Below are 20,339 nucleotides of genomic sequence, written 5' to 3'. Positions count from 1 at the left end.
CATGCCCAACACCGAGACCGTCCGCCGACAGCGTGCCATTGGCGGCGCGATGGGTGTCGCCGTGCTCGGTTTTGCCTTGTTCTATCACTTTTTTCCGCAATTGCTGCACGTGCAGCCCAGCCAGAACACGCCGCGCTCCCCGCTGCGCGGCCAGCCGACCCCCATGGGCTTCGACCAGCGCCCGCAGGCCGCCGCGCCCGCCATGGCCTCCGAAGTGGATGCCGGGCCGCCGCTGGTGCTGGCGCCCGCTTCCGTGATCGCGGCGCGTCGTCGCGAGAAGAACGACGAGATCCAGCTACCCGCGCAGAAGACGCCGGACAGCCCCGAACTCACGGCCCTGCTCGACCGTGCCGACAAGGCCCTGTCGTCAGACCGCCTGGTGGGCAAGGACAGCGCCTCGGCCCTCTTCATGGCTGCGCTGAAGGAAAAGGCCGACAGCCAGCGCGCCGCCCAGGGCATGGACGAAGTGCGCGCGCGTCTCGTCGCCGAGATCGAACAGGACATCGCGCTGGGCGACGCCGACGCGGCCCGCGACTCGTTGGGCGCCCTCAAGTCGCTTCCCGACAGCGGCGGCGATGTCGGGCCGCTGCAACAACGGTTGGGCGTGCTCGACAAGGTGCGACCTCTGCTGGGCAAGGCGGCCGATCAATTGCGCGACAACAAGGCCACCCAGCCGCGCGGCGACAGTGCGCTGGATACCTATCGCCAGGTGCTGAACCTCGACCCGGATAACGCCGTGGCCGTGCAAGGCATTGCCCAGGTGCAGCACGTGGTGCTCGACAGGGCGTTGGCGGCGGTGGCGCAGAACGATTTCAAATCGGCCGACGCGGCCCTCGCCGAAGCGGCCGTCATCGAGCCCGAGTCCCAGGCCTTGCAGGACACGCGTGGCCGCATCGAGGGCATGCGCCGGCAAAGCGCCTCGGGCGTGCTGGCGCAAGCGCGCTCGGCGCTCGACGCCGGCAACATCGAACTGGCCCAACAGCTCGCCGCGCAGGCACAGCAGATCAGCCCCGACGTCGCCGGTATCGACGACTTCAACGAACGCCTCACCAACGCACGCCTCTACGCCAGCTACAAGCCGGGCCAGGTGTTCGCCGACCGCTTCGTCGACAGCGCGGGCCAGGCACCGGCGATGGTGGTGATACCCACCGGCAAGTTCCTGATGGGTTCGCCCGATGGCGAGCGAGGTCACGATACCAACGAATCGCCCGTGCATGAGGTGCAGGTCGACAAGGGATTCGCGATGGCGCGCAGCTCGGTCACCATCGGCCAGTTCCGCGATTTCGTGCGCGCGAGCGGCTACGTGCCGCAATCGCAATCGTTGCAGGGCGGCAGCGTGTACGACGAAGCCAGCGGCGGCCTGCGCGACGATGGCTCGGCCACCTGGGAAGACGATTACCTGGGGCGGCCCGGGCAGGAGCGCCTGCCCGTGGTGAACGTGTCGTGGAACGACGCCAAGGCCTACGCCGATTGGCTCTCGCAGCGCACCGGCAAGAAATACCGCCTCGCGAGCGAGGCCGAGTTCGAGTACGCGCTGCGGGCCGGCAGCACCACGCGATACTGGTGGGGCGACGGCACGCCCGCGAGCCGCGTGGAAAACCTGACCGGCAGCAACGACCGCTCGTCGTCCGGGCGTCGCTGGAGCAATGCCTTCAGCGGGTACAAGGACGGCTACTGGGGTCCCGCGCCGGTGATGAGCTTCTCGGCCAATGCCTTCGGCCTGTACGACATGGGTGGCAACGTCTCCCAATGGACGGCCGACTGCTGGCACGACAACTACATCCGTGCGCCGCGCGACGCCCAGGCCTGGGTGAACCCGGGGTGTAACCGGAGGGTGATCCGCGGCGGTTCGTGGGGCAGCGCGCCCGATATGGTGCGCTCGGCCTACCGTCAGGGTGCGTCGGCCGACGTGCGCAGCGCGCGCGTGGGCTTCCGCGTGGTGCGCGAACTCCAATAAGGCCCTGCCTTCGCGACAGGTGATACCATGTTGGACTCAACAGTCCATAATGGTGATCCATGGCCAGGCCACGCGAATTCGACAGGGATACCGCCCTGAAGCGTGCCATCGAAGTCTTTTCCGCGCACGGCTTCGAGGGCACCTCCACGCCCATGCTGCTGGAAGCAATGAAGATCGGCCGGCAGAGCCTCTACGACACCTTCGGCGACAAGCGCTCGCTGTACCTGGAAAGCCTTTCCCGTTATTCGGAAGAAAGTACGTCCGGCACCATCTCCAGGCTTTTCTCGGAGCCTTCCGTGGCGAAGGGACTGCGCCGGTCCCTTTACGGCTTCATCGACGAAGCCATGGCGGACCCCGCGCGGGCCTGCCTGGGCGTGCACTCGGTCGCCGAGTTCGGCACCTCGTCGGCCGAGGTGAACGCCATCAACGCCGCCATGGGCGACAAGACCCGGCGAGCCGTCGAGGCGAGGCTACGAGAAGGGCTCGAGCGTGGTGAAATCGCCCGTTGGGTCGAGCCGGCTACCGGGGGCGGATTCTTCATGGCGACCCTGGTCGGGCTGAAAATCGCGGCGCGAGGCGGTGCGGGGGCGGACGATCTCCGCCGGATCGCGGATCTTGCGTTGCGCGCCCTTGTTGTGGAATGATTAGTCCATAAATCACGGTAAGGCCTTCGAGGCAAGAGCGGTTAAAGTGTTCGCTCCTAAGTTGAAGGCTTTTTCTTTCGCCTAATAATTGATCAATCAATCTAAAATAGAGGTAAGTCATGGCTACGTTGAACGGTAAACATGCTTTCGTGACGGGCGGCTCCCGCGGTATCGGCGCGGCCATCGTCCGCCGTCTGGCGCGCGAGGGTGCCAAGGTGACGTTCACTTACGTATCGTCCGAGGAGGCGGCCCAGGCCGTGGTCGCCGAGGTCGCCCACGACGGCGGCACGGCGCGCGCCGTACGTGCGGACAGCGCGGATGTCCAGGCCCTGGCGGAGGCCATCGACGACGCCGCGAAGCGCGAGGGAGGCATCGACGTGCTGGTGAACAACGCCGGCATCATCTCGCTCGGTTCGATCGATCAAGCGGGCGTGGAAGCGTACGACAAGATCTTTGCCGTCAATGTTCGCGCGGTGTACGCCGGCATTCATGCCGCCGTGCCACACATGAAAGCCGGTGGCAGCATCGTCAACCTCGGCAGCGTGGTGAGCGATCGCTCGGGGTCGCCCAACGGGGCCCTCTATTCGGCCACGAAGGGTGCCGTGGAATCGTTGACACGCGGTCTGGCGCGAGACCTCGGTCCGCGTGGCATCACCGTCAACAACGTCTCGCCGGGCCCGACGCTCACCGCAATGAACCCGGAGGAGTGGCACGACCATCTGAAGGGCCTGATCGCCCAGCAGCGCATCGGCGAAGACTGGGAAATCGCCGGCATGGTGGCCTTCCTCGCCGGCCCCGAGGCGCGTTACGTGCACGGCGCCAAGCTGACGGTGGACGGCGGTTACCTCGCCTGAGCGACGGTCATTTCACCAACTGGCGAAGCCCCAGGGCTACGATGATCGAGCCGCAGGCGCGGTCGATCGATGCCTTGTGGCGACGATAGCGGTGGGCGACGCGCGGGGTGGCGAACAGGATCGCCACCGCGCCGTACCATGACGACGCCACGACGGCCACCGTGCCGAGCATGCCCAGAAAGGTGGGCACCGACACGTGGGCCGGCGCGGCGGCGGCGAATACCGCGGCGAAAAACGCCATCGACTTCGGATTGACCAGGTTGGTGGCGATGCCTTCGCGGAACGCCCGGCGAACGCCGCCCAGTCGGGCCGTCATCGGCGTTTCGCCTTGCGCGCCGGCTTTCCAGATCAGCCGGCCGCCGAACCAGACGAGATAGCCGGCACCGGCGACTTTCACCGCCAGCGCGATCCAAGGGAACGCGGCGAAGACGATGCCGACGCCGAGGATGGCGCAACTGGCCCAGAACAGGTTCACCAGCACGATGCCCGCCACGGTGCCGAGTGCCTCGTGCACGGTGGTGGATGCGGCCTTGTGCGCCACGGCGACGAAGTTCGGACCGGGCACGATCACGCCGACGACGTACACGGAAAGAACGACGGCGATGGCGTGGATGTCGAACATGGCGTACCTCTCGAGCTTGTCGCGAATCCGTTGCCGATAGGATCGGCTCCCGCGCTCAGCCGTCGGTTCTTCCGAGCCTGGCTACCGGACGGGTGGGAGCGGACCGCGTCCGCGATATCCGCGGAGCGATGTCTTCATGCCGAAGCGGCAGCCCTCTTGCGCGACATGGCTTCGGTCACCGCATCCATCGCTTGCTTCCCTACGACCTCGGCGGATGCCGTCGCATCGATCTGAACCCTATGCTCAAGCGTCATCGCCTTGAAGATGGCGCGGCACCGGGAGAGATTGTCGTCGGTCTCGAAGTGATTGGGTTTGTCGCCACGCCGGCGGATGCGCTCCAGGCCCACCGACGGCTCCAGGTCGAGCAACAGCAGCAGATCGGGGCGGGGAGCGAAATCGTTCTTCGCCAGCACGGCGTCCACGTCCAGCCCCGCGGCACCCTGGTAGGCCACGTTCGAGGGGAAATACCGGTCGAGGATCACGACCTCGCCGCGTTCCAGGGCGGGACGGATAAGGGTGTCGACGTGTTCGCGGCGGTCCTTGATGAGCAGGTCGAGCTCTTCGTCGGGCGTGAGACGACCCGTGGAGGCCGATTCGCGCAGCCGGGTGCCCCAGGGCCCGTTGGTCGGCTCCTTACTCAGCATGACCGTCGTGCCCCCGGCGGCAAGGGTGTCGCGAAGGGCCTGGGCGAGGGTGGTCTTGCCGGCGCCGTCGATGCCCTCGATGGCGATGAGCAGGCCGCCGGGAATGGGAAGGAATGCCATGGGCTGGGACTTTACCTCATGCGAAGGGAGGCCGCGCGGGCACGCCCGGGGCATGAAAAAAGCCGCTCGAAAGCGGCTTTAGCCATTGGTGCCGAAAGTGGGACTCGAACCCACACGATATCACTACCGGCGGATTTTGAGTCCGCTGCGTCTACCGATTCCGCCATTTCGGCTTGAACCCGCGATTATGCGCGAATCAGTGGACGCGGTCGAGACCCAGTTGGCGTTCCATGCGCTGGTAGAGATCGCCGCCCTCGGGGTTGAACACGGCGCACTGGGTCATGCGCCCGGAATAGATGTGCAGGCTGACCGCCACGGCGTCGTCGCTGGGATTGCGGATGGTGTGGTACTCGTGCGGCGGGATCAGGCTGCCGGCCGAGCCGGGACCGGCCTGGATCGAGCCGACGGCGCGGAAGCGGTAATGCTCCGCCTCGTGTCCGAGTAGCTCGTACTGGACGATTTCCAGCGCGCCGTTCCATACCCCCTCGACGCACCACATGCCGCTGTGGTCGTGGATCAGCGTGCCCTGGCCGGGACCCCAGGTCATGGCGACCACGCTGTAGCCGTGCTCGTCGCTGCGGTAGAGCTCGCGGCGGGCGTAGCGGTCGCCGGCGGTCTCGAACACGCAGGCGGGCAGTTCGACTTCCTTGGACCGGATCAGCTTGCACAGCTGGTTGCGCAGGGTGTCGGTGATCTGGGGCATGGTGGGCTGGGCGACGGAGGCGTCGATGGCCTCGATCAGCTTGCGACAGCCGGGGAACTCGACCGTGATCATGGGGGTGGGGCCTCTTCGGATGCGCCGCCGCGGGAGGGCGCGGCTGGCGTACATCATAACAGGCCGGCCGGGAGGCGATCACGCCAACATGTCGCTTGCACTTGCGCGGCGCCGGTGCGACGGATAGCTAGATCGAGGCAAGAAACCCGCCGATCGCCCGGCTGTAGTTCTCGATATCCACCAAAAAGGCGTCATGCCCCTGCGGCGAATCGAGCGCGACGAAATCCACCGAGGCGCCGGCCGCCTCGAGGCCGCGCGCGATGGTTTCCTGCTGCTCCAGCGGGAACAGGATGTCCGTGCTCACGCCGATGACGAGCGCGCGCTCGACCTGGATGCGTTCCAGCCCGCGCATCACGTCGCCCTCGCCGTATTCGGACACGTCGAACCAATCGCTGGCGCGCGAAAGATACAGGTAGCTGTTGGGGTCGAACTGGCGATTGAAGCGGCGTGCATGCCCTTCGAGGTACGACTCCACCTGGAATTCGAAGCCGAACGGTTCGTTGCCGTCCCGTTCGTCGGCATCCAGCCGGATGCGCGCGAAGCGGCCGTTCCACTCCATGGCCGAGCGATAGGTGATGACGCCCAGCTTGCGCGCGATGCTCATGCCATGTTCGGGCCACTCGTCGCCTTCGTATCGGCCTTCGTTCCAGTGCGGATCCAGGCGGATGGCTTCGCGCTGCAACGAGCGGATGGCGATGGCGAAGGGCTGGGCCTGAGGCGCGGTGTCCACGCTGATGTGCGTGCGCGCCGCGCCGGGATGCAGCAGCATGTAGGCCAGCGCGCTCATGCCTCCCATCGAACAGCCGACGAGACAGGCGAGCCGCGCGATACCCAGGCCCTTCACCGCTTCGTATGCGGCGTTGGCGACATCTTCCAGCGACAGTTCGGGAAAGGTGAGGCGATAGGGCTCGCCGGTGGCCGGATCGATGGACGCGGGGCAGGTGGAGCCCTTGTCGCTGCCGAGCGAATTGACGCAGATCACGTGGAAACGGTCCGTGTCGAACGCCCGCCCGGGCCCGATCATCGCCTCCCACCAGCCCGGCGTCGGGTCGTCCGCGTTGGACGCGGCATGCGCGCTGGGCGACAGGCCGGTGAGGATCAACACGGCGTTGTCGCGCGCCTCGCTGAGCGTGCCCCAGGTTTCGTAGGCCACGCGGGCGCCGTGCAGCTCGCCGCCGCGCTTCATGCGGAACGGCGACGGAAGGACGTGGTAGCGGCGGGCGTCACCCATGGAAGGCTCCTTCTTGCGATGCCGGGGATGGTGGCACGAGGGGCGAGCGTGCGCCTACCTCAATTCGAGGTGGGCTTCGCGGAACGCTCGTCCGCCAGCGCGATCTGCTTCGCCACGGCGCGCGCCACGTTCGAGTCGGGATCGAGCAGCGGTTGCAGCTTTTTCCACGTGGCCGATGCCTCGGCATAGCGCTGGTGCTGGAAATCGCTGATGCCGAGCAGCCACAGCGCGCGCTGGCTGGTCGGCTCGATGGCGAGTGCGGATTCGAGCAGTTCGCGCGAGCGGCCTTCGATGAGGTGGTCGTCGCGCACGAGCGAATCGGACTCGGCCCAACCCACCATCGCGACGACGTTGCGTGCGTCGGCGTGCAAGGCGCCGTCGTAGGCCGCACGGGCTTCCACGGGCTGCTTGAGCATCGTGAAGGTCTGGCCCAGCAGCAACCACGACGGGAGGTCGTCCGGATGGGCCTTGACCTGGGCGCGGAGCGCGGCGATGCCCTGGTCGACGGTCATGTCCTCGGCGGGTGCCACGCCGCCGAGCGTGGCCGGTCGGCCGACGAGCAGATACGTGCCGACGCTGGCCAGCGGCACGAGCACGGCGATGGCGACGGCCGTGGCGAAGATGCCTCGGGAACGCCCCTGGCGACGGCCGTGGCGAACAAGGGGAACGAGCAGGAGCGCGAGGGCCACCGCGAGCATCGCCGCGGCGACGAGGTAGAACACGACAGTCACCAATCGTCCCCGTCATCGATGTTGGAAGCCGGCGGCGTGGCACCGGCCTGGAGCCGTCGGCGACGGCGCACGTTGACGTACACCACCAGTGCGCCGGCCAGCAGCAGCACGAACGGACCGAACCACAGGAACCAGGTCGAGGGCTGCATGGGCGGCTTGTAGAGCACGAAGTCGGAATAGCGGTCGACGAGGTAGCGCTTGATCTCGGCGTCGCTCTTGCCCGCCTGGATCATCTCGAACACCTGGCGGCGCAGGTCGTGCGCGATGGGCGCGTTGGAATCGGCCAGCGTTTCGTTCTGGCACATCGGGCAACGCAGTTCGGCGCTCAGGTTCTGGAAACGCACTTCTTCCGCGCGATCGCGAAAGGGCAGCGGCTGGATCGCCTGCGCCATCGCGAGCAGGGGCAACAACGCGAACGCGAGCAAGGCGCACAGGCGGCGGATCACGGCGACTCCTTCGCTAGCGCGGCGAGGGCGGGCTTGATCTCGCTCTCGATCACGTCGGGCGTGATGGGGCCGATGCGCTTGTAGCGGACGATGCCCTTCGCATCGACGAGGAAGGTTTCCGGCGCGGCGTACACGCCGAAGTCCAGCCCCGCGCGGCCGTCGCGATCGGCCACGATGGCATCGAAGGGATTGCCGTGCTCGCCGAGCCACGCGGTGGCCGCCTGCGGATCGTCCTTGTAGTTGAAGCCGACCAGCGGCAATCCGAGCTGCTTCATCGGCCCCATCAGTTCGGGATGCTCGTGCACGCACTCGATGCACCAGCTGGCGAACACGTTGAGGAAATAGGGCTTGCCCAGGAGGTCGGCCTTGCTCACCGTGCGCGTGGGGTCGTCGAGGCGGGGCAGCACGAAGGCCGGTGCCGGCTTGTTGATCAGGGGCGACACGATCTCGTGCTGGTCGTGCCGCGTGTTCCACCAGATGCCGAAGCCGAACAGCGCCACGAGCAGCAGAAAACCGAACAACGGCGCGAGGCGGCTCATGCGATCGTCTCCGTCGCCGGCGCGGTCATCGTCTCGCGGGCCTGCTTCTTCACGCGGAAACGCCGTTCGGCGGCGGCGAGGAAGCCGCCGGCCATCATGAACAGGCCCCCCAGCCAGATCCAACGCACGAAGGGCTTGTGATAGAGACGCACGGCCCAGGCGCCTTCGGGATGGTTGGCGTCCATGGGTTCGCCCAGCGCCACGTACACGTCGCGGAACAAGCCGGGATCGATCGCGGACTCGCTTTGCACCTGGCCGCGCGAATAGGTGCGCTTTTGCGGATGCATCGTGGTCACCAGCGCGCCGTCGCGCATGACCGCCACCTCGCCTTCGTCGGCGGTCCAGTTGGGGCCTTCGGTTTCACGGACGCCGTCGAACCGGAACTGGTAGCCGCCCACGGATTCGGTCTGGCCGGGCGCGAGGCGAACGTCGCGCTCGATGCTGAGCGATTCGGACAGCATCACGCCGATGATGAAGATCGCCACGCCGACATGCGCCACCAGCATGCCCGCCATCTCGGCGGGATAACGGCGGCCGAACGGCATCTCGCGCCAGCGCTTGACCGTGTAGGTGAGCGTCCCGGCCGCCACCCAGGCGGCGCCGGCCACGCCCGCCACGGCGCGCAGGCGGCCGTCGGTGAACCAGGCGGCGGCGAGGGCGCAAATGACCGTGGCCACGCCCGCGCGCAGGCTCATGGCGGTGAGCTGGCGCCCTTCGGCCCGGCCCCAGCGCAGGTAGGGGCCGAACGGCAAGAGCAGCACGGCGGGCGCCATCAGCAGCACGAAGAGGAAACCGAAGTAGGGCGGCCCGACCGAGATGCGGCCGAGGTTGAAGGCGTCGCCGATCAGCGGGAACAGCGTGCCCAGCAGCACCATCGCCGCCGCCGTGGTGAACAGCAGGTTGGCGACCATGATGCCGGTCTCGCGCGACATCGCGTCGAACGGCTTGCCGGTGGCCACCTTCGGCGCGCGGATGGCGTAGAGCAGCAGCGAACCGCCGATCACCACCACCAGGAAACCGAGGATGTAGAGGCCGCGGCGCGGATCGGAGGCGAACGCGTGCACGGAAGTGAGCACGCCCGAACGCACCAGGAAGGTACCCAGCAGCGACAGCGAGAAGGCGAACAGTGACAGCAGCACCGTCCATGCGGGCAGCGAGCCGCGCTTTTCGGTGACGGCCTGCGCGTGGATCAGCGCCACGCCGACGAGCCAGGGCATGAACGAGGCGTTTTCCACCGGATCCCAGAACCACCAGCCGCCCCAGCCGAGCTCGGCGTAGGCCCACCAGCTGCCCGCGACGATACCCATGGTGAGAAACGCCCAGGCCACGTTGGTCCACGGTCGCGCCCAGCGCACCCACGCCTGCTCCAGCTCACCGCCGAGCAGGGCGGCGATGGAGAAGGCGAAGGCCACCGAGAAACCCACGTAGCCCATGTAGAGCACCGGCGGGTGGAAGGTCATGCCCGGATCCTGCAGCACCGGGTTGAGGTCGCCGCCGTCGGCGGGCATCGGCAGTTCGCGCAGGAAGGGATTGGAAGTGAACAGGATGAAGGCGAGGAAGCCCACGCCGATCAGGCCGAGCACGCCGAGCACGCGCGACAGGAACGCCGGTGGCAGATGGCGGCTGAAGGCGGCCAGCGCGAGCGACCACACGTTGAGGATGAATACCCACAGCAGCATCGAGCCCTCGTGCGCGCCCCATACCGCGGTGATGCGGTAATACCAGGGCAGCGCGAGGTTGGAATTGTCGGCGACGTAGGCCACCGAGAAATCGAAGGCGAGGAAAGCATGGATGAGGATCGCCATGGCGGCGAACACGAACACGGCCTGGCCGGCGGCGGCGGGGCGGGCCACGGCCATCAGCGCCGCGTTGCCGCGCCAGGCGCCGACGATGGGCAGGATGCCCTGGGCCAGCGCCAGCAACAAGGCCAGCACCAGCGCGAACTGGCCGAGTTCGGGGATCACTTGGGCGCGTCCTTCGTCGGCGTGTCGTCGATGTGGCGCTTGTCGTGCGCCTTGGCCATGGCGTCCTTCAGTTCCTTCGGCATGTAGTTCTCGTCGTGCTTGGCGAGCACTTCGCTGGCGATGAAGCGACCGTCGGCCATGCGTCCCGTCGCGATCACCGATTGGTTGTCGCGAAACAGGTCGGGAAGGATGCCGGTGTATTCCACGGGCATCGCGCCGCCGTCGTCGACCACGATGAAACTCACCTTGAGGCTGTCGCCGGAGCGCTGGATGGAGCCGGATTTCACCATGCCGCCCAGGCGGAAGGTGGCGTACTGCGTGGCCTGGCCTTCCTGCACCTGGCTGGGGGTGAACAGGTAGTTCATGTTTCGCTGCAGCGCGAACACGGTGAGGCTCACCGCGACGGAGGCGGCGATGACCACCGAGACCACGATGGCGAGGCGGCGTTTACGGGTGGGATTCATGGGCTCTGTGCGGTTCCGGGCCGGCGGCGGTTTTCCTGTCGTGCGAGTCGCGCACGCAGTTCGCGCAGGTTGCGCCGGCGCCGCGCGAGCGGCCCCAGCGTGTCGATGAGGAGCACCAGGACGAAGATGGCCAGCGACGACCACACGTAGAGGCCGTAATGGCCCATGGCGAGGTCGGTCATGCCGTTGGGTCCTTCGCTTCGTCGCCCAGGGCGAGGTCGCGCACCCAACCCTTGCCGCTTTCGGAGGCGACGAGATCGGCGCGCACGCGCGCGAACAGGCTGGATACGTAGTAGCACTTGGTGGCCGCCATCATGGTGAGCAGCGGCCAGACCATGCTGGCGTCGATGTGCGACGGGCCGAGCAGGCGGATGGTGGATCCCTGGTGGAGGGTGTTCCACCAGTTCACCGAGAAATGCACGATGGGCACGTTCACCGCGCCGATCAGCACGAGGAACGAGGCGGCGCGCGCGCCCTGGCGGCGATCTTCGAAGGCGTGGTAGAGGCCGATCACGCCCAGGTAGATGAACAGCAGCACGAGCTCGGAAGTAAGGCGCGCGTCCCACGTCCACCAGGTGCCCCACATCGGCTTGCCCCACAGCGAGCCCGTGGCGAGGGTGATGAGGGTGAACGCGGCGCCGACCGGGGCGGATTCCATGGCCACGGTCTCGGCGAGCTTGATGCGCCAGACCAAGCCGATGAAGGCGGCCAGCGCCATCGCACCGTAGATGAACAGGCTCATCCAGGCGCTGGGCACGTGGATGAAGATGATCCGGTATGCGTCGCCCTGCTGGTAATCGGCGGGAGCGACGAAGAGGCCGCCGTAGAGCGCGACGGCGCCGAGCACCAGGGCCAGCCCGAGGGCCCACGGACGCACGGCGCCCGCGAAACGGTAAAACACCGGTGGCGATCCCAGACGGTGGAGCCAGAGCGGTACCCAGTTAGCCATCGGTCCTCGTTACAGAATTCGGTACATCCATGGTGAGTCCCTCCCGTCCCGTGCCCGGTTGCATCGGATCAGCTGTCCAGCGCGATCCGCAGCGCTGCCGCGCAGGCCAGGGGGCCCAGCACCACGGCCAGCGCCAGTCCCGCGCCCAGCCACGCCATCGGCGCGATCCACGGCAGGCCTTGCTGCGCAGCGGACACGGCGCCTGCCGCGAAGATCACCACCGGCACGCACAAGGGCAGCAACATCAGCGCCAGAAGCATACCAGAGCGCTTCGCGCCGCCCGCCAGCGCCACGAGCACCGCGCCCAGGAGGCTCAGCAGCGGCGTGGCGAGCACGAGGGCGAGCACCAGCACGGGCAGGGTGCCGGTGGGAAAATGCAGCATCGACGCGAGCACGGGCGCCACGACGATCAACGGGAGCGCCGAGGTGATCCAGTGCGCGAGGATCTTCATGCCTACCAGCAGGGCCAGCGGTTGCGGCGCGAGCATGAGCTGCTCCATCGAGCCGTCTTCGATGTCGCCACGGAACAGGGTGTCGAGCGATAGCAGGATCGACAGAAGCACGGTGACGAACACGACGCCTGACGCGATGCGCGCGAGCAGGGCGGGTTCGGGACCGATGGCGAACGGAAACAGCGTCCCCACGATGAGCGCGTAGAGCACGGGCATCGCGACGTCTCCGCGACGACGCCAGGCCAGGGTGAGGTCGCGCCTGAGCAATGCGGCGCAGGCGGCGCCCAGATGCCCCGGCGTCATGCGTGCAACCGGATGCGGCGAGGTGCTTCGCCCGCGAAACTGACGGCGCCGTGGCTCGTGACCAGCGCGGCGCCGCCACGCGCCGCATGGGCATCGATCAGGCGGTTGACCAGCGCGATGCCCTCGCGATCGAGGTTGGCGTAGGGTTCGTCGAGCAACCAGACCCGGGCGGGGAGCAGCAGCAGGCGCGCCAGTGCCGCGCGTTTCTTCTGGCCGGCCGACAGGCGGCGCACGGGTTCGTCCTCGTAGCCGCCCAAGCCTACCTCGACCAGGGCGGCGGCGAGGGAGGCCCCTTCGCGGCGGCCGTAGAGCGCCTGGGCAAGGGCGAGATTCTCGCGAGGGGAGAGGTCGTTCTTCAGGCCGAGTTGATGGCCGAGGAACACCACCTCGCCCGCCACTTCGTCCAGCGCGAACGGCGTGCCCTCGAGCAGCACCTCGCCGCCGCCCGCACGCAGCATGCCGGTGAGTACGCGCATCAGGGTGGTCTTGCCGCTGCCGTTGTCGCCTTCGACGAGGGCGATCTCGCCAGCGTGCAGCGCAAAGTCGATCGGCCCGAACACGGGTTCGTCCTGGCGCAGGAAGGTCAGGGCGCGTGCTTCGAGCAGGGGCGTTGCGGTGGTCATCCTGGGATTGTTGCGGGCCGTGTCGCCGTTTGTCTATTTCGTTCGGGCCGTCGCGACCTGGATTCGCCGATACGATCGGCTCCCACCCCTCCGGTAGGAAGGCGGCTACCGAAGGGATGGGAGCCGACCGTATCGGCGAATCAATCCCCTGCGGTAGGAAGGTTGCTACCGAAGGGGTGGGAGCCGATCGTATCGGCGAATCAATCTCGCTCGAACGCCTGTGCGGGCAAGGGCGGCAGGGTGGCTTCCAGGGCGCGAACCGCTCCATCGAGATCGACCGAGCCCACCGCTTCGTGCCCTTTCAACAACTGCTCCACCAGTACGTCCTGCGCCATGCCACGCTCCAGCGCGTAGGCATACGGCAGGTGGGTAAAGGTGACCATGCGATACCGCGGCATGTAATGCGTGGGCGAGCGCTGCGCGAGCAGCGTGCCGAGTTCACGCATGCGCAGGAAGCGCGGATCGGCCACCTTGTCGCGCATCTCCACGTAGTTTTCCAGCGCCATGCGCGCGATCGCGTCGGCATTGGGCTTGCGTTGCGCCTCGAAGGCCGCGAACACGGCGGCCGGATCGTTTGGAGTGACCTCGAACAGCGACGCGAGCTCGGCGGCGTCCTCGAATCCGCAGTTCATGCCCTGGCCGTGGAACGGCACCATGGCATGCGCGGCGTCGCCGATGAGCAGGGCGCGGCCGCCGATGTGCCAGCGGTCGAGATAGAGCGTGGCCAGCGTCCCGACCGGATGCGCGCTCCAGTCGGTGGCGAAGTCGGGCATCAAGGCCAGCGCATCGGGGAAATCGGCACGGAAGAACGCCTCGGCGGCGCCTGCGCCCGAGATGCTGCGGAAGCTCGGATGTTCGCCTTCGTTGGGCAGGAACAGGGTGACGGTGAAGCTGCCCTCGCGATTGGGCAGCGCGATGCACATGTAATGGCCGCGCGGCCAGATGTGCAGCGCGTTGCGTTCGATCGCGAACGGCGTGGCGGGGTCCGTGCCGGGAGGGATTTCCAGTTCCTTGTAACCGTGGCCGAGTTCCTCCACGCGTTCGCCGAGCGGTGCATGCCGGTGCATGGCGGCGCGCAGCGCGGAACCGGCGCCGTCGGCGCCGATCACCACGGGAGCGTCGACGGTGCGTTCGCGGCCGGTGCCGTCGCGCAGGGTGAGCGTGCCCGCGTCGAGGTCGGCCCCGGCGAGGCCCTGTTCGAAGTGCACCGTGGCCCCGGCGGCCTCCGCCGCATCGAGCATCAACGCGTTGAGGCCGCCGCGCGGCACCGACCAGATCACCTCGGAATCGTCGACGCCGTAGCGTTGCAGGCCGCTGTGCCCGGCGGGATCGTGCACCATCCGGCCGCGCATCATCACCGCCTGGGCCAACACCTGGTCGGCAAGGCCCGTGGCGCGCAAGGCGTGCAGGCCACGCTCGGCCAGGGCCAGGTTGATCGACCGACCGCCCTGGAAACCCGCTTGCCGCGGATCGGGGCGTTTTTCGTAGACCGTGACGCGAAAACCGCGCTGGGTCAGCAGGGTGGCGACCAGGGCGCCGACCAATCCGGCGCCGACCACGGCGATGTCGTTACGGGGCATGGGCGGCGGTATCCGCGGATCGCGATATTGCGGGGCAGCGCATCGTGCGCCGCAGCGCCGCCGCGGGCAAGCCCGGGCGGCGGGGCAGGAGGATCAGCCGGTCTTCTTGCCGGTGCGGCCGTGCGGGGCCGGGCGCGCCGGCTCGGGCGGCCGACCGGTGGCGGCGTCGAGGAAACCGCGCTGCATCGTCTTCCAGACGTCGAGGTTGCGCTCGGTCATGTCGTTGAGCATCGACCAGGGGGTCTGGCCCATGAGGCTGTTGAGCTGGTTGCGGAACTGCTGCTGCTGGTCGAGGAAGACCTGCAGGCTGCGCTCCAGGTAGGGACCCATGAAGCCCTGCAGCGGGTCGCCGTAAAAGCGGATGATGTGGGAGAGCAGCTGCGTGGAGAGCATCGGCTGGCCGTGCTCCTCGTGCTCCGCGATGATCTGAAGCAGCACCGAACGGGTGAGGTCCTCGCCGGACTTGGCGTCGCGGACCTCGAAAGTCTCCCCGTCGAGAACCAGCTGGCGCACCTCCTCCAGCGTGATGTAGCTCGAGATTTCCGTGTCGTAAAGACGACGGTTCGGGTACTTCTTAATGATGCGTAGGGTTTGTGCCATGCGGCGAAAGCTACCACGAGGTATTGCGCCGCACCAGTTGCGGCAAGTCACGGTATTGCCTTGTCGATTTCACTGACCTCTTTTAGATCGATTCAATCCATGACCGATCAATGACCGGCGGCACCCCCGGCATTGCCGAACGGCGGCCTGGCAAGCCACAGGATGGGGATGAGGGCGAGAAAAAGGACGGCGCAACTGAAAAAGACGTCGTTGACGGCCAGCGTGAGGGCCTCGCGGTTGAGTACCTGGTCGATCACCCCCAGCGCCGGTTGCCCGTGCGCGCCCATCGACGCCAGGCGCTGCGTGTAGGCCGTGGTGGCCGGCGAGGCGGGGTTGACGTACTCGGTGAGCGACGCGTGGTGGAACTCGCCGCGGTGCTGCCAGAGCGTGACGGTGATGGCGGTGGACACGCTCGAGGCCAGCGTGCGGCAGAAGTTGGCGAGCCCCGACGCGCCCGCGATCTGCTCGGGCGCCAGGCCCGAAAGGAAGATCTGGTTGAGCGGAATGAAGAAACAGGCGATGGCGATGCCCATGATGAAACGCGGCAGCACCAGCGTGGCGTACGACGCGCCGCTGTTGAAGCCGGCGAACCAGAACGAGGTGAAGGCGAACACCAGGAAGGCGAAGGTCACCACGGCGCGCAGTTCCAGGCGCTGGATATTGCGGCCGATGATCGGCGAGATGAGGAAGGCGAGGATGCCCACCGGCGCGGTGGCGAGGCCGGCCCAGGTGGCGGTGTAGCCGAGCGTGGTCTGCAGCCACAGCGGAAACACCACGTTGATGCCGAAGAAAGCCAGCATGCCCAGCGACAGCGCGATCACGCCGACCGTGAAGTTGCGCCGCCTGAACAGCGAGAGGTCGACCACGGGATATTTCGCCGTGAGCTCCCACACGACCAGGAACACCAGCGCTACCAGTGCGATCAGGCCCAGGGCGAGGATCATCGGCGAGGCGAACCAGTCGTGGTCGTTGCCGTTGTCGAGCATGAACTGCAGCGAGCCCACGCCCACCACGAGCAAGGCCAGGCCCACGGTGTCGATGGGCGCGCGCGTGGTCTTCGTTTCGCGGTGGCGCAGGATCGACCAGGTGACGACGCCGGCCGCCGCGCCCACGGGCACGTTGATGTAGAAGATCCACGGCCAGGAAAAATTGTCGGTGAGATAGCCGCCGAGGATGGGCCCGAAGATGGGCGCCACCACCACGGTCATCGCCCACATCGCCAACGCGATGCCTTGTTTCGTCTTCGGGTAGCTCGACAGCAGCAGCGACAGCGACAGCGCCACCATCGGTCCCGACCCCGCCCCTTGCAGCAGGCGGAAGATCACCAGCATGGGCATGTTCGTGGCCATGCCGCACAGCATGGAAAAGAGCACGAAAAGCGTCACCGACGCGCAGAACGTCTTCACTTCGCCGAAGCGGCGCGCGAGCCAGCCGGTGAGCGGCTGCATGATGGCGCTGGCGAGCGCGTACGAGCTGATCGCCCAGGTACCTTCGCTGGCGCTTACGCCGAGGCTGCCGGCGATGTGCGGCACGGCCACGTTGACGATGGTCATGTCGAGGATCTCCATGAAAGTGGAGAACGCGACGGCGATCGTCAGCAGTACCAGCGGGCCGCCATGCAGCGGTTTGGGGCCCGCCGGCGGCGTGTCGGGGAGGGCGGCGGCGTCGCTCAAGGCACGTCCGCTCCGAGGTTCGACGTCACGATGGCATCGGCCGCCGCGTCGGCCTTCGCGGCGACGTCGTCGTAGACCGTGGTCTGCGCCACCGCCCCGGTGGAGGGCGATTTCGCCAGCACGTCGCCCTTGTCATCGGTGATGTCGACGGTGACGGCCGTGGACAGGCCGATGCGCAGCGGATGCGACTGGAGGTCCTTCGGATCGATCGCGATGCGTACCGGCACGCGCTGCACCACCTTGATCCAGTTGCCCGTGGCGTTCTGCGCGGGCAGCAGGGAGAACACGCTGCCGGTGCCGGCACCCAGGCCCACGACCTTGCCGTGGTATTCGACGCCGCCGCCGTAGATGTCGGCTTCGATCTTCGCGGGTTGGCCGATGCGCACGTGGCGCAACTGGCTTTCCTTGAAGTTCGCATCCACCCACAGGTCATGCAACGGCAGTACGGTCATCAATGGCTGCCCCGGCTGCACGCTGTTGCCCACCTGCACGCTGCGCTGGGCGACGTAGCCGTCCACCGGCGCGACGATGGCATTGCGCTGCGCGGCCACCCAGGCCTGGCGGTAGTTGGCGCGGGCCTGTTGCACGGCGGGGTTGTCCTGCACGTCGCTGCCGTCGACCAGCGCACGGCTGGCGTCGGCCTGGCGTTGCGCCGATTCCAGCGCCGACCGCGCCGTGTCCACCGCGTCGCGCGCATGCTGCACCTCTTCGGGAGCCACCGCCTTTTCGGCGAGCAGGGGCAGGCGGCGCTTGAGGTCGTCCTGGGCACGCTTGAGGTCGAGGCGGCGCGCGGCGAGCGCGGCGTCGGCGCTGGCGGCGGACTGGGTCTGCTGGCGCACCTGGCGCACGGCCTGGGCCAGGGCGCTGGCGGCCTTGCGCAGGGCCACGTCGGCATCGGTGGGGTCGAGGCGCACGAGTACCTGGCCGGCAGTCACCCGTTGCGTGTCGTCGGCATAAACCGCCGTGACGATGCCTGGCACCTGCGCCGAGATACCCACCTGGTTGCCGCCGACGTAGGCGTCGTCGGTGGTTTCGCGGGTGGAAAAGACGAACAGCCACAGCAGCAGCCAGATGGCGGCGGCGAGCACGAAGACCAGCAGTACGACGAGCAGCGCCCGTGCCCGTTTGCGCTTGTCCTTCGGCGCGTTGCCGCTTTCCCGTGTCGCGGCGTTCGTGTCGTTGGGGGTGGCGCTCATGGGGTGGAGGCTCCGTCGGTGCGAGAGGAGGGAAGGGAGGTGACGGGTTCGGCGCGATAGCCGCCGCCAAGCGATTTCACGAGGCCGACGTCGGTCGTCAGGGCCTGGCCATGAAGATCGGTGGACATGTCGCGTTGCTGGATCGCGGCGGCCTCGGCGGCGAGCGATTCGCGATCGTCGCGCACGCCGCGCCTGGCGCGGGCCTGCGCGCTGGAGAGGAGCGCCGAGGCGGCATCCACCTGTTCGGCCTGCTGCGCCCGACGTGCGGCGATCTGCTCGGCACCGAGGGCCTGGGTGGCGACGTCGCGCGCGGCCGCCGCGACGGCCGCATCGTATTGCGCGATCGCCGCGCTTAGCTGCGCCTGGCTGACGCCATGCGCGGCCTCCAGCGCGCCGCCCTCGAAGATAGGCAGGTCGATCGCCGGGGTAAGGGAGAACACGCGGCTGCTGCGCGAAAACACCTTATCCATGTCGATGCTGGACAAGCCCGCCATCGCCCTGAGGCTGACGTCGGGAAAGAACTGCGCGCGGGCGGCGTCGGTGTTGCGCAGGGCGGCCTCCACCTGCCAGCGGCTGGCGGCGATGTCGGGCCGGCGGGCCATCAGGTTGGTACCCGTGTCGGCCGGCAGGCCGGGCGCGACCTCGGGTAGCGGCCGCGGGGTGAGCACGGGCAGCGCCGAGGGCGAGATGCCCACGAGGGTGGCGAGCGACGCGCGACGGATGTCCGCGGAGCCTTGCAGGGCCGCCTTCTGCTGGCGCGCGGCGGCCAGCTCGGCCCGCGCCTGTTGGGCGGTATCGGGAACGTCGATGCCCTGTGTCACGCGCAGTTCGGCGATGCGCAGTGCGCGCTCGCGCGTTGCCACGAGCTGGTCCGCCAGGGCCACCCGGGCTTCGTCGGTGAGCCAGCCGAAATACGTGTCGGCCACCATCGCCTGGATCGAGAGCGATGCCGCGGAGCGCTCGGCTTCGGCGGCGCGGGCGCTGTCGATGGCGGCTTCGATGGCATAACGCTTCTTGCCCCACCAGTCGAAGTCGTAGCTCACCTGCAGCCCGAGGTCGGCCTGGTTGTACCAGGTGAAACCGAGGAACTGCGACGGGATCAGGCCGTGCTCGCTCAACCGCTGCCGGGTGGCCTGGCCACTGGCGCCGACACGCAAGCCCGCCTGTGCCGCTGCCACGCGGATGTTCTGCTGTGCGGTGTCCACGCGGGTCTTGGCCTGGGCGAGGTCGGGCGCGCCGCGCAAGGCCAGCTCGATGAGCGCATTCAACTGGGGATCGCCATAGGCGCGCCACCAGTCGGCGGCGGGCCAGCCGGGGCGGCTGGTCGTGGTGAGACCGGCAAGGGGGGCCTCGTCGCGCAGGGCGGGCCGATCGATCTTTGCCGGCACGTGGCAGGCGGCGAGCGACACGGCCACCGCAACGGCGAGCAGGGCGTGGCGTAGCGGAGGTCGGATCATGGGCTGGGAGCCACCGGGTCGAGGTGCAGGGCGAGCTTTCTGAGCAGGCGCTCGAAGGTCTTGCGTTCGGTGTCGCTGAAGCACGAGAACTTGGCCACCAGCTCGGGGAACATCGGCGGCAGCAGCTTGCGTACGAAGCGCCTGCCGTCGGCCGTGATCTTGAGCACTACCTGGCGCCGGTCGTGCGTGGCGTGGGTGCGTGTGATGAGCCCTCGCTTGGCCAGCATGCTGGTGATGCGCGTCATATTCGTAGGCTTCTGCTCGGCCAACGCGCAGAGTTCGCCCGGCGTGGACGTGCCGTCGGCGGACGAGTACAGCATCATCAGCGTGCGGAAATCGCTGTCGTTCATGTCGAACGGCTTGAGCTTGTCTTCGACGTCTCGCTGCAGGGCCCCGCCGTTGAGCAGCAGCAGCCGTATGAGCAGGACCTCGCATTTGGGAACGCCGGGAATGTGTTCGGCAACACGGTCGACGCCTTCGTAGAGGGCGTCGACGCACGGTTTCAGGCTGGACAT

Annotated in this window: 22 protein-coding genes and 1 tRNA gene; 3 read left to right on the top strand and 20 right to left on the bottom strand. The window is 67.8% G+C overall.

Going from position 1 to position 20,339, the window contains the following annotated elements:
- Nucleotide 1: 1 nt before the first annotated feature.
- The 3 genes from JNG39_RS08035 (at nt 2) to JNG39_RS08025 (ending at nt 3,455) form a co-directional block, all read left to right on the top strand.
- Complete coding sequence (locus JNG39_RS08035; protein ID WP_368310626.1) at nt 2–1,957, top strand: formylglycine-generating enzyme family protein; 1,956 nt, start codon at nt 2–4, stop codon at nt 1,955–1,957.
- A 59-nt stretch (nt 1,958–2,016) separates the two neighbouring features.
- Complete coding sequence (locus tag JNG39_RS08030) at nt 2,017–2,601, top strand: TetR/AcrR family transcriptional regulator (RefSeq protein WP_368310625.1); 585 nt, start codon at nt 2,017–2,019, stop codon at nt 2,599–2,601.
- A gap of 119 nt (nt 2,602–2,720) precedes the next feature.
- Complete coding sequence (locus JNG39_RS08025; protein ID WP_368310624.1) at nt 2,721–3,455, top strand: SDR family NAD(P)-dependent oxidoreductase; 735 nt, start codon at nt 2,721–2,723, stop codon at nt 3,453–3,455.
- Nucleotides 3,456–3,462: 7 nt separating this feature from the next.
- Here JNG39_RS08025 and JNG39_RS08020 read toward each other — a convergent pair whose 3' ends face one another.
- The 20 genes from JNG39_RS08020 to JNG39_RS07925 all read right to left on the bottom strand — a co-directional run bounded on the left by JNG39_RS08020 (nt 3,463) and on the right by JNG39_RS07925 (nt 20,339).
- A complete protein-coding gene (locus tag JNG39_RS08020; protein WP_368310623.1) occupies nt 3,463–4,077 on the bottom strand; it encodes a LysE family translocator in 615 nt (204 codons plus the stop codon).
- A 134-nt stretch (nt 4,078–4,211) separates the two neighbouring features.
- Entirely contained in the window at nt 4,212–4,841 is a 630-nt protein-coding gene (tmk, locus tag JNG39_RS08015; RefSeq protein ID WP_368310622.1) for a dTMP kinase, read from the bottom strand.
- An 86-nt stretch (nt 4,842–4,927) separates the two neighbouring features.
- Nucleotides 4,928–5,014: transfer RNA gene (locus JNG39_RS08010), tRNA-Leu, on the bottom strand.
- A 23-nt stretch (nt 5,015–5,037) separates the two neighbouring features.
- Entirely contained in the window at nt 5,038–5,616 is a 579-nt protein-coding gene (locus JNG39_RS08005; protein WP_368310621.1) for a cysteine dioxygenase, read from the bottom strand.
- 127 nt (nt 5,617–5,743) lie between these two features.
- Complete coding sequence (locus tag JNG39_RS08000) at nt 5,744–6,847, bottom strand: homoserine O-acetyltransferase (RefSeq protein WP_368310620.1); 1,104 nt, start codon at nt 6,845–6,847, stop codon at nt 5,744–5,746.
- Between the two features lie 59 nt (nt 6,848–6,906).
- Complete coding sequence (locus JNG39_RS07995) at nt 6,907–7,578, bottom strand: tetratricopeptide repeat protein (protein WP_368310619.1); 672 nt, start codon at nt 7,576–7,578, stop codon at nt 6,907–6,909.
- Nucleotides 7,575–8,021 carry a cytochrome c-type biogenesis protein gene (locus tag JNG39_RS07990; RefSeq protein ID WP_368310825.1) on the bottom strand — a complete coding sequence of 149 codons (447 nt, stop codon included), beginning with the start codon at nt 8,019–8,021 and terminating at the stop codon, nt 7,575–7,577. The genes JNG39_RS07995 and JNG39_RS07990 overlap by 4 nt, the downstream gene beginning before the upstream one ends.
- On the bottom strand, nt 8,021–8,563 hold the full coding sequence (locus JNG39_RS07985) for a DsbE family thiol:disulfide interchange protein (RefSeq protein ID WP_368310618.1): 543 nt from the start codon (nt 8,561–8,563) through the stop codon (nt 8,021–8,023). The genes JNG39_RS07990 and JNG39_RS07985 overlap by 1 nt, the downstream gene beginning before the upstream one ends.
- Nucleotides 8,560–10,527 (bottom strand): heme lyase CcmF/NrfE family subunit, encoded by a 1,968-nt coding sequence (locus JNG39_RS07980; RefSeq protein ID WP_368310617.1) that lies wholly within the window; start codon nt 10,525–10,527, stop codon nt 8,560–8,562. Before JNG39_RS07980 ends, JNG39_RS07985 begins: the two co-directional genes overlap by 4 nt.
- Nucleotides 10,524–10,991 (bottom strand): cytochrome c maturation protein CcmE, encoded by a 468-nt coding sequence (gene ccmE / locus JNG39_RS07975; protein WP_368310616.1) that lies wholly within the window; start codon nt 10,989–10,991, stop codon nt 10,524–10,526. The genes JNG39_RS07980 and ccmE overlap by 4 nt, the downstream gene beginning before the upstream one ends.
- Nucleotides 10,988–11,173 (bottom strand): heme exporter protein CcmD, encoded by a 186-nt coding sequence (ccmD, locus tag JNG39_RS07970; protein ID WP_368310615.1) that lies wholly within the window; start codon nt 11,171–11,173, stop codon nt 10,988–10,990. Before ccmD ends, ccmE begins: the two co-directional genes overlap by 4 nt.
- Entirely contained in the window at nt 11,170–11,940 is a 771-nt protein-coding gene (locus tag JNG39_RS07965; RefSeq protein ID WP_368310614.1) for a heme ABC transporter permease, read from the bottom strand. The genes ccmD and JNG39_RS07965 overlap by 4 nt, the downstream gene beginning before the upstream one ends.
- A gap of 68 nt (nt 11,941–12,008) precedes the next feature.
- Nucleotides 12,009–12,695: a heme exporter protein CcmB gene (gene ccmB, locus JNG39_RS07960; protein ID WP_368310613.1), complete on the bottom strand. Its 687-nt coding sequence runs from the start codon at nt 12,693–12,695 to the stop codon at nt 12,009–12,011.
- On the bottom strand, nt 12,692–13,318 hold the full coding sequence (ccmA, locus tag JNG39_RS07955) for a cytochrome c biogenesis heme-transporting ATPase CcmA (RefSeq protein WP_368310612.1): 627 nt from the start codon (nt 13,316–13,318) through the stop codon (nt 12,692–12,694). The genes ccmB and ccmA overlap by 4 nt, the downstream gene beginning before the upstream one ends.
- 200 nt (nt 13,319–13,518) lie before the next feature.
- The gene (locus tag JNG39_RS07950) at nt 13,519–14,898 is read right to left on the bottom strand and encodes an FAD-dependent oxidoreductase (protein WP_368310611.1); all 1,380 of its coding nucleotides are present in this window, start codon (nt 14,896–14,898) and stop codon (nt 13,519–13,521) included.
- Nucleotides 14,899–14,991: 93 nt separating this feature from the next.
- Nucleotides 14,992–15,498: a polyhydroxyalkanoate synthesis repressor PhaR gene (phaR, locus tag JNG39_RS07945; RefSeq protein ID WP_144908878.1), complete on the bottom strand. Its 507-nt coding sequence runs from the start codon at nt 15,496–15,498 to the stop codon at nt 14,992–14,994.
- Between the two features lie 107 nt (nt 15,499–15,605).
- Nucleotides 15,606–17,171: a DHA2 family efflux MFS transporter permease subunit gene (locus JNG39_RS07940; protein WP_368310610.1), complete on the bottom strand. Its 1,566-nt coding sequence runs from the start codon at nt 17,169–17,171 to the stop codon at nt 15,606–15,608.
- Nucleotides 17,168–18,367: an HlyD family efflux transporter periplasmic adaptor subunit gene (locus JNG39_RS07935; protein ID WP_368310609.1), complete on the bottom strand. Its 1,200-nt coding sequence runs from the start codon at nt 18,365–18,367 to the stop codon at nt 17,168–17,170. The genes JNG39_RS07940 and JNG39_RS07935 overlap by 4 nt, the downstream gene beginning before the upstream one ends.
- Nucleotides 18,364–19,824: an efflux transporter outer membrane subunit gene (locus JNG39_RS07930; RefSeq protein ID WP_368310608.1), complete on the bottom strand. Its 1,461-nt coding sequence runs from the start codon at nt 19,822–19,824 to the stop codon at nt 18,364–18,366. Before JNG39_RS07930 ends, JNG39_RS07935 begins: the two co-directional genes overlap by 4 nt.
- Nucleotides 19,821–20,339 (bottom strand): MarR family winged helix-turn-helix transcriptional regulator, encoded by a 519-nt coding sequence (locus tag JNG39_RS07925; RefSeq protein ID WP_368310607.1) that lies wholly within the window; start codon nt 20,337–20,339, stop codon nt 19,821–19,823. Before JNG39_RS07925 ends, JNG39_RS07930 begins: the two co-directional genes overlap by 4 nt.

The sequence above is a fragment of the Luteibacter sp. CQ10 genome, from assembly GCF_040900725.1.
Classification (GTDB): Bacteria; Pseudomonadota; Gammaproteobacteria; order Xanthomonadales; family Rhodanobacteraceae; genus Luteibacter.
Note: the sequence above shows the minus strand (reverse complement) of the source record. Positions and strands in the feature narration are given on the sequence as shown.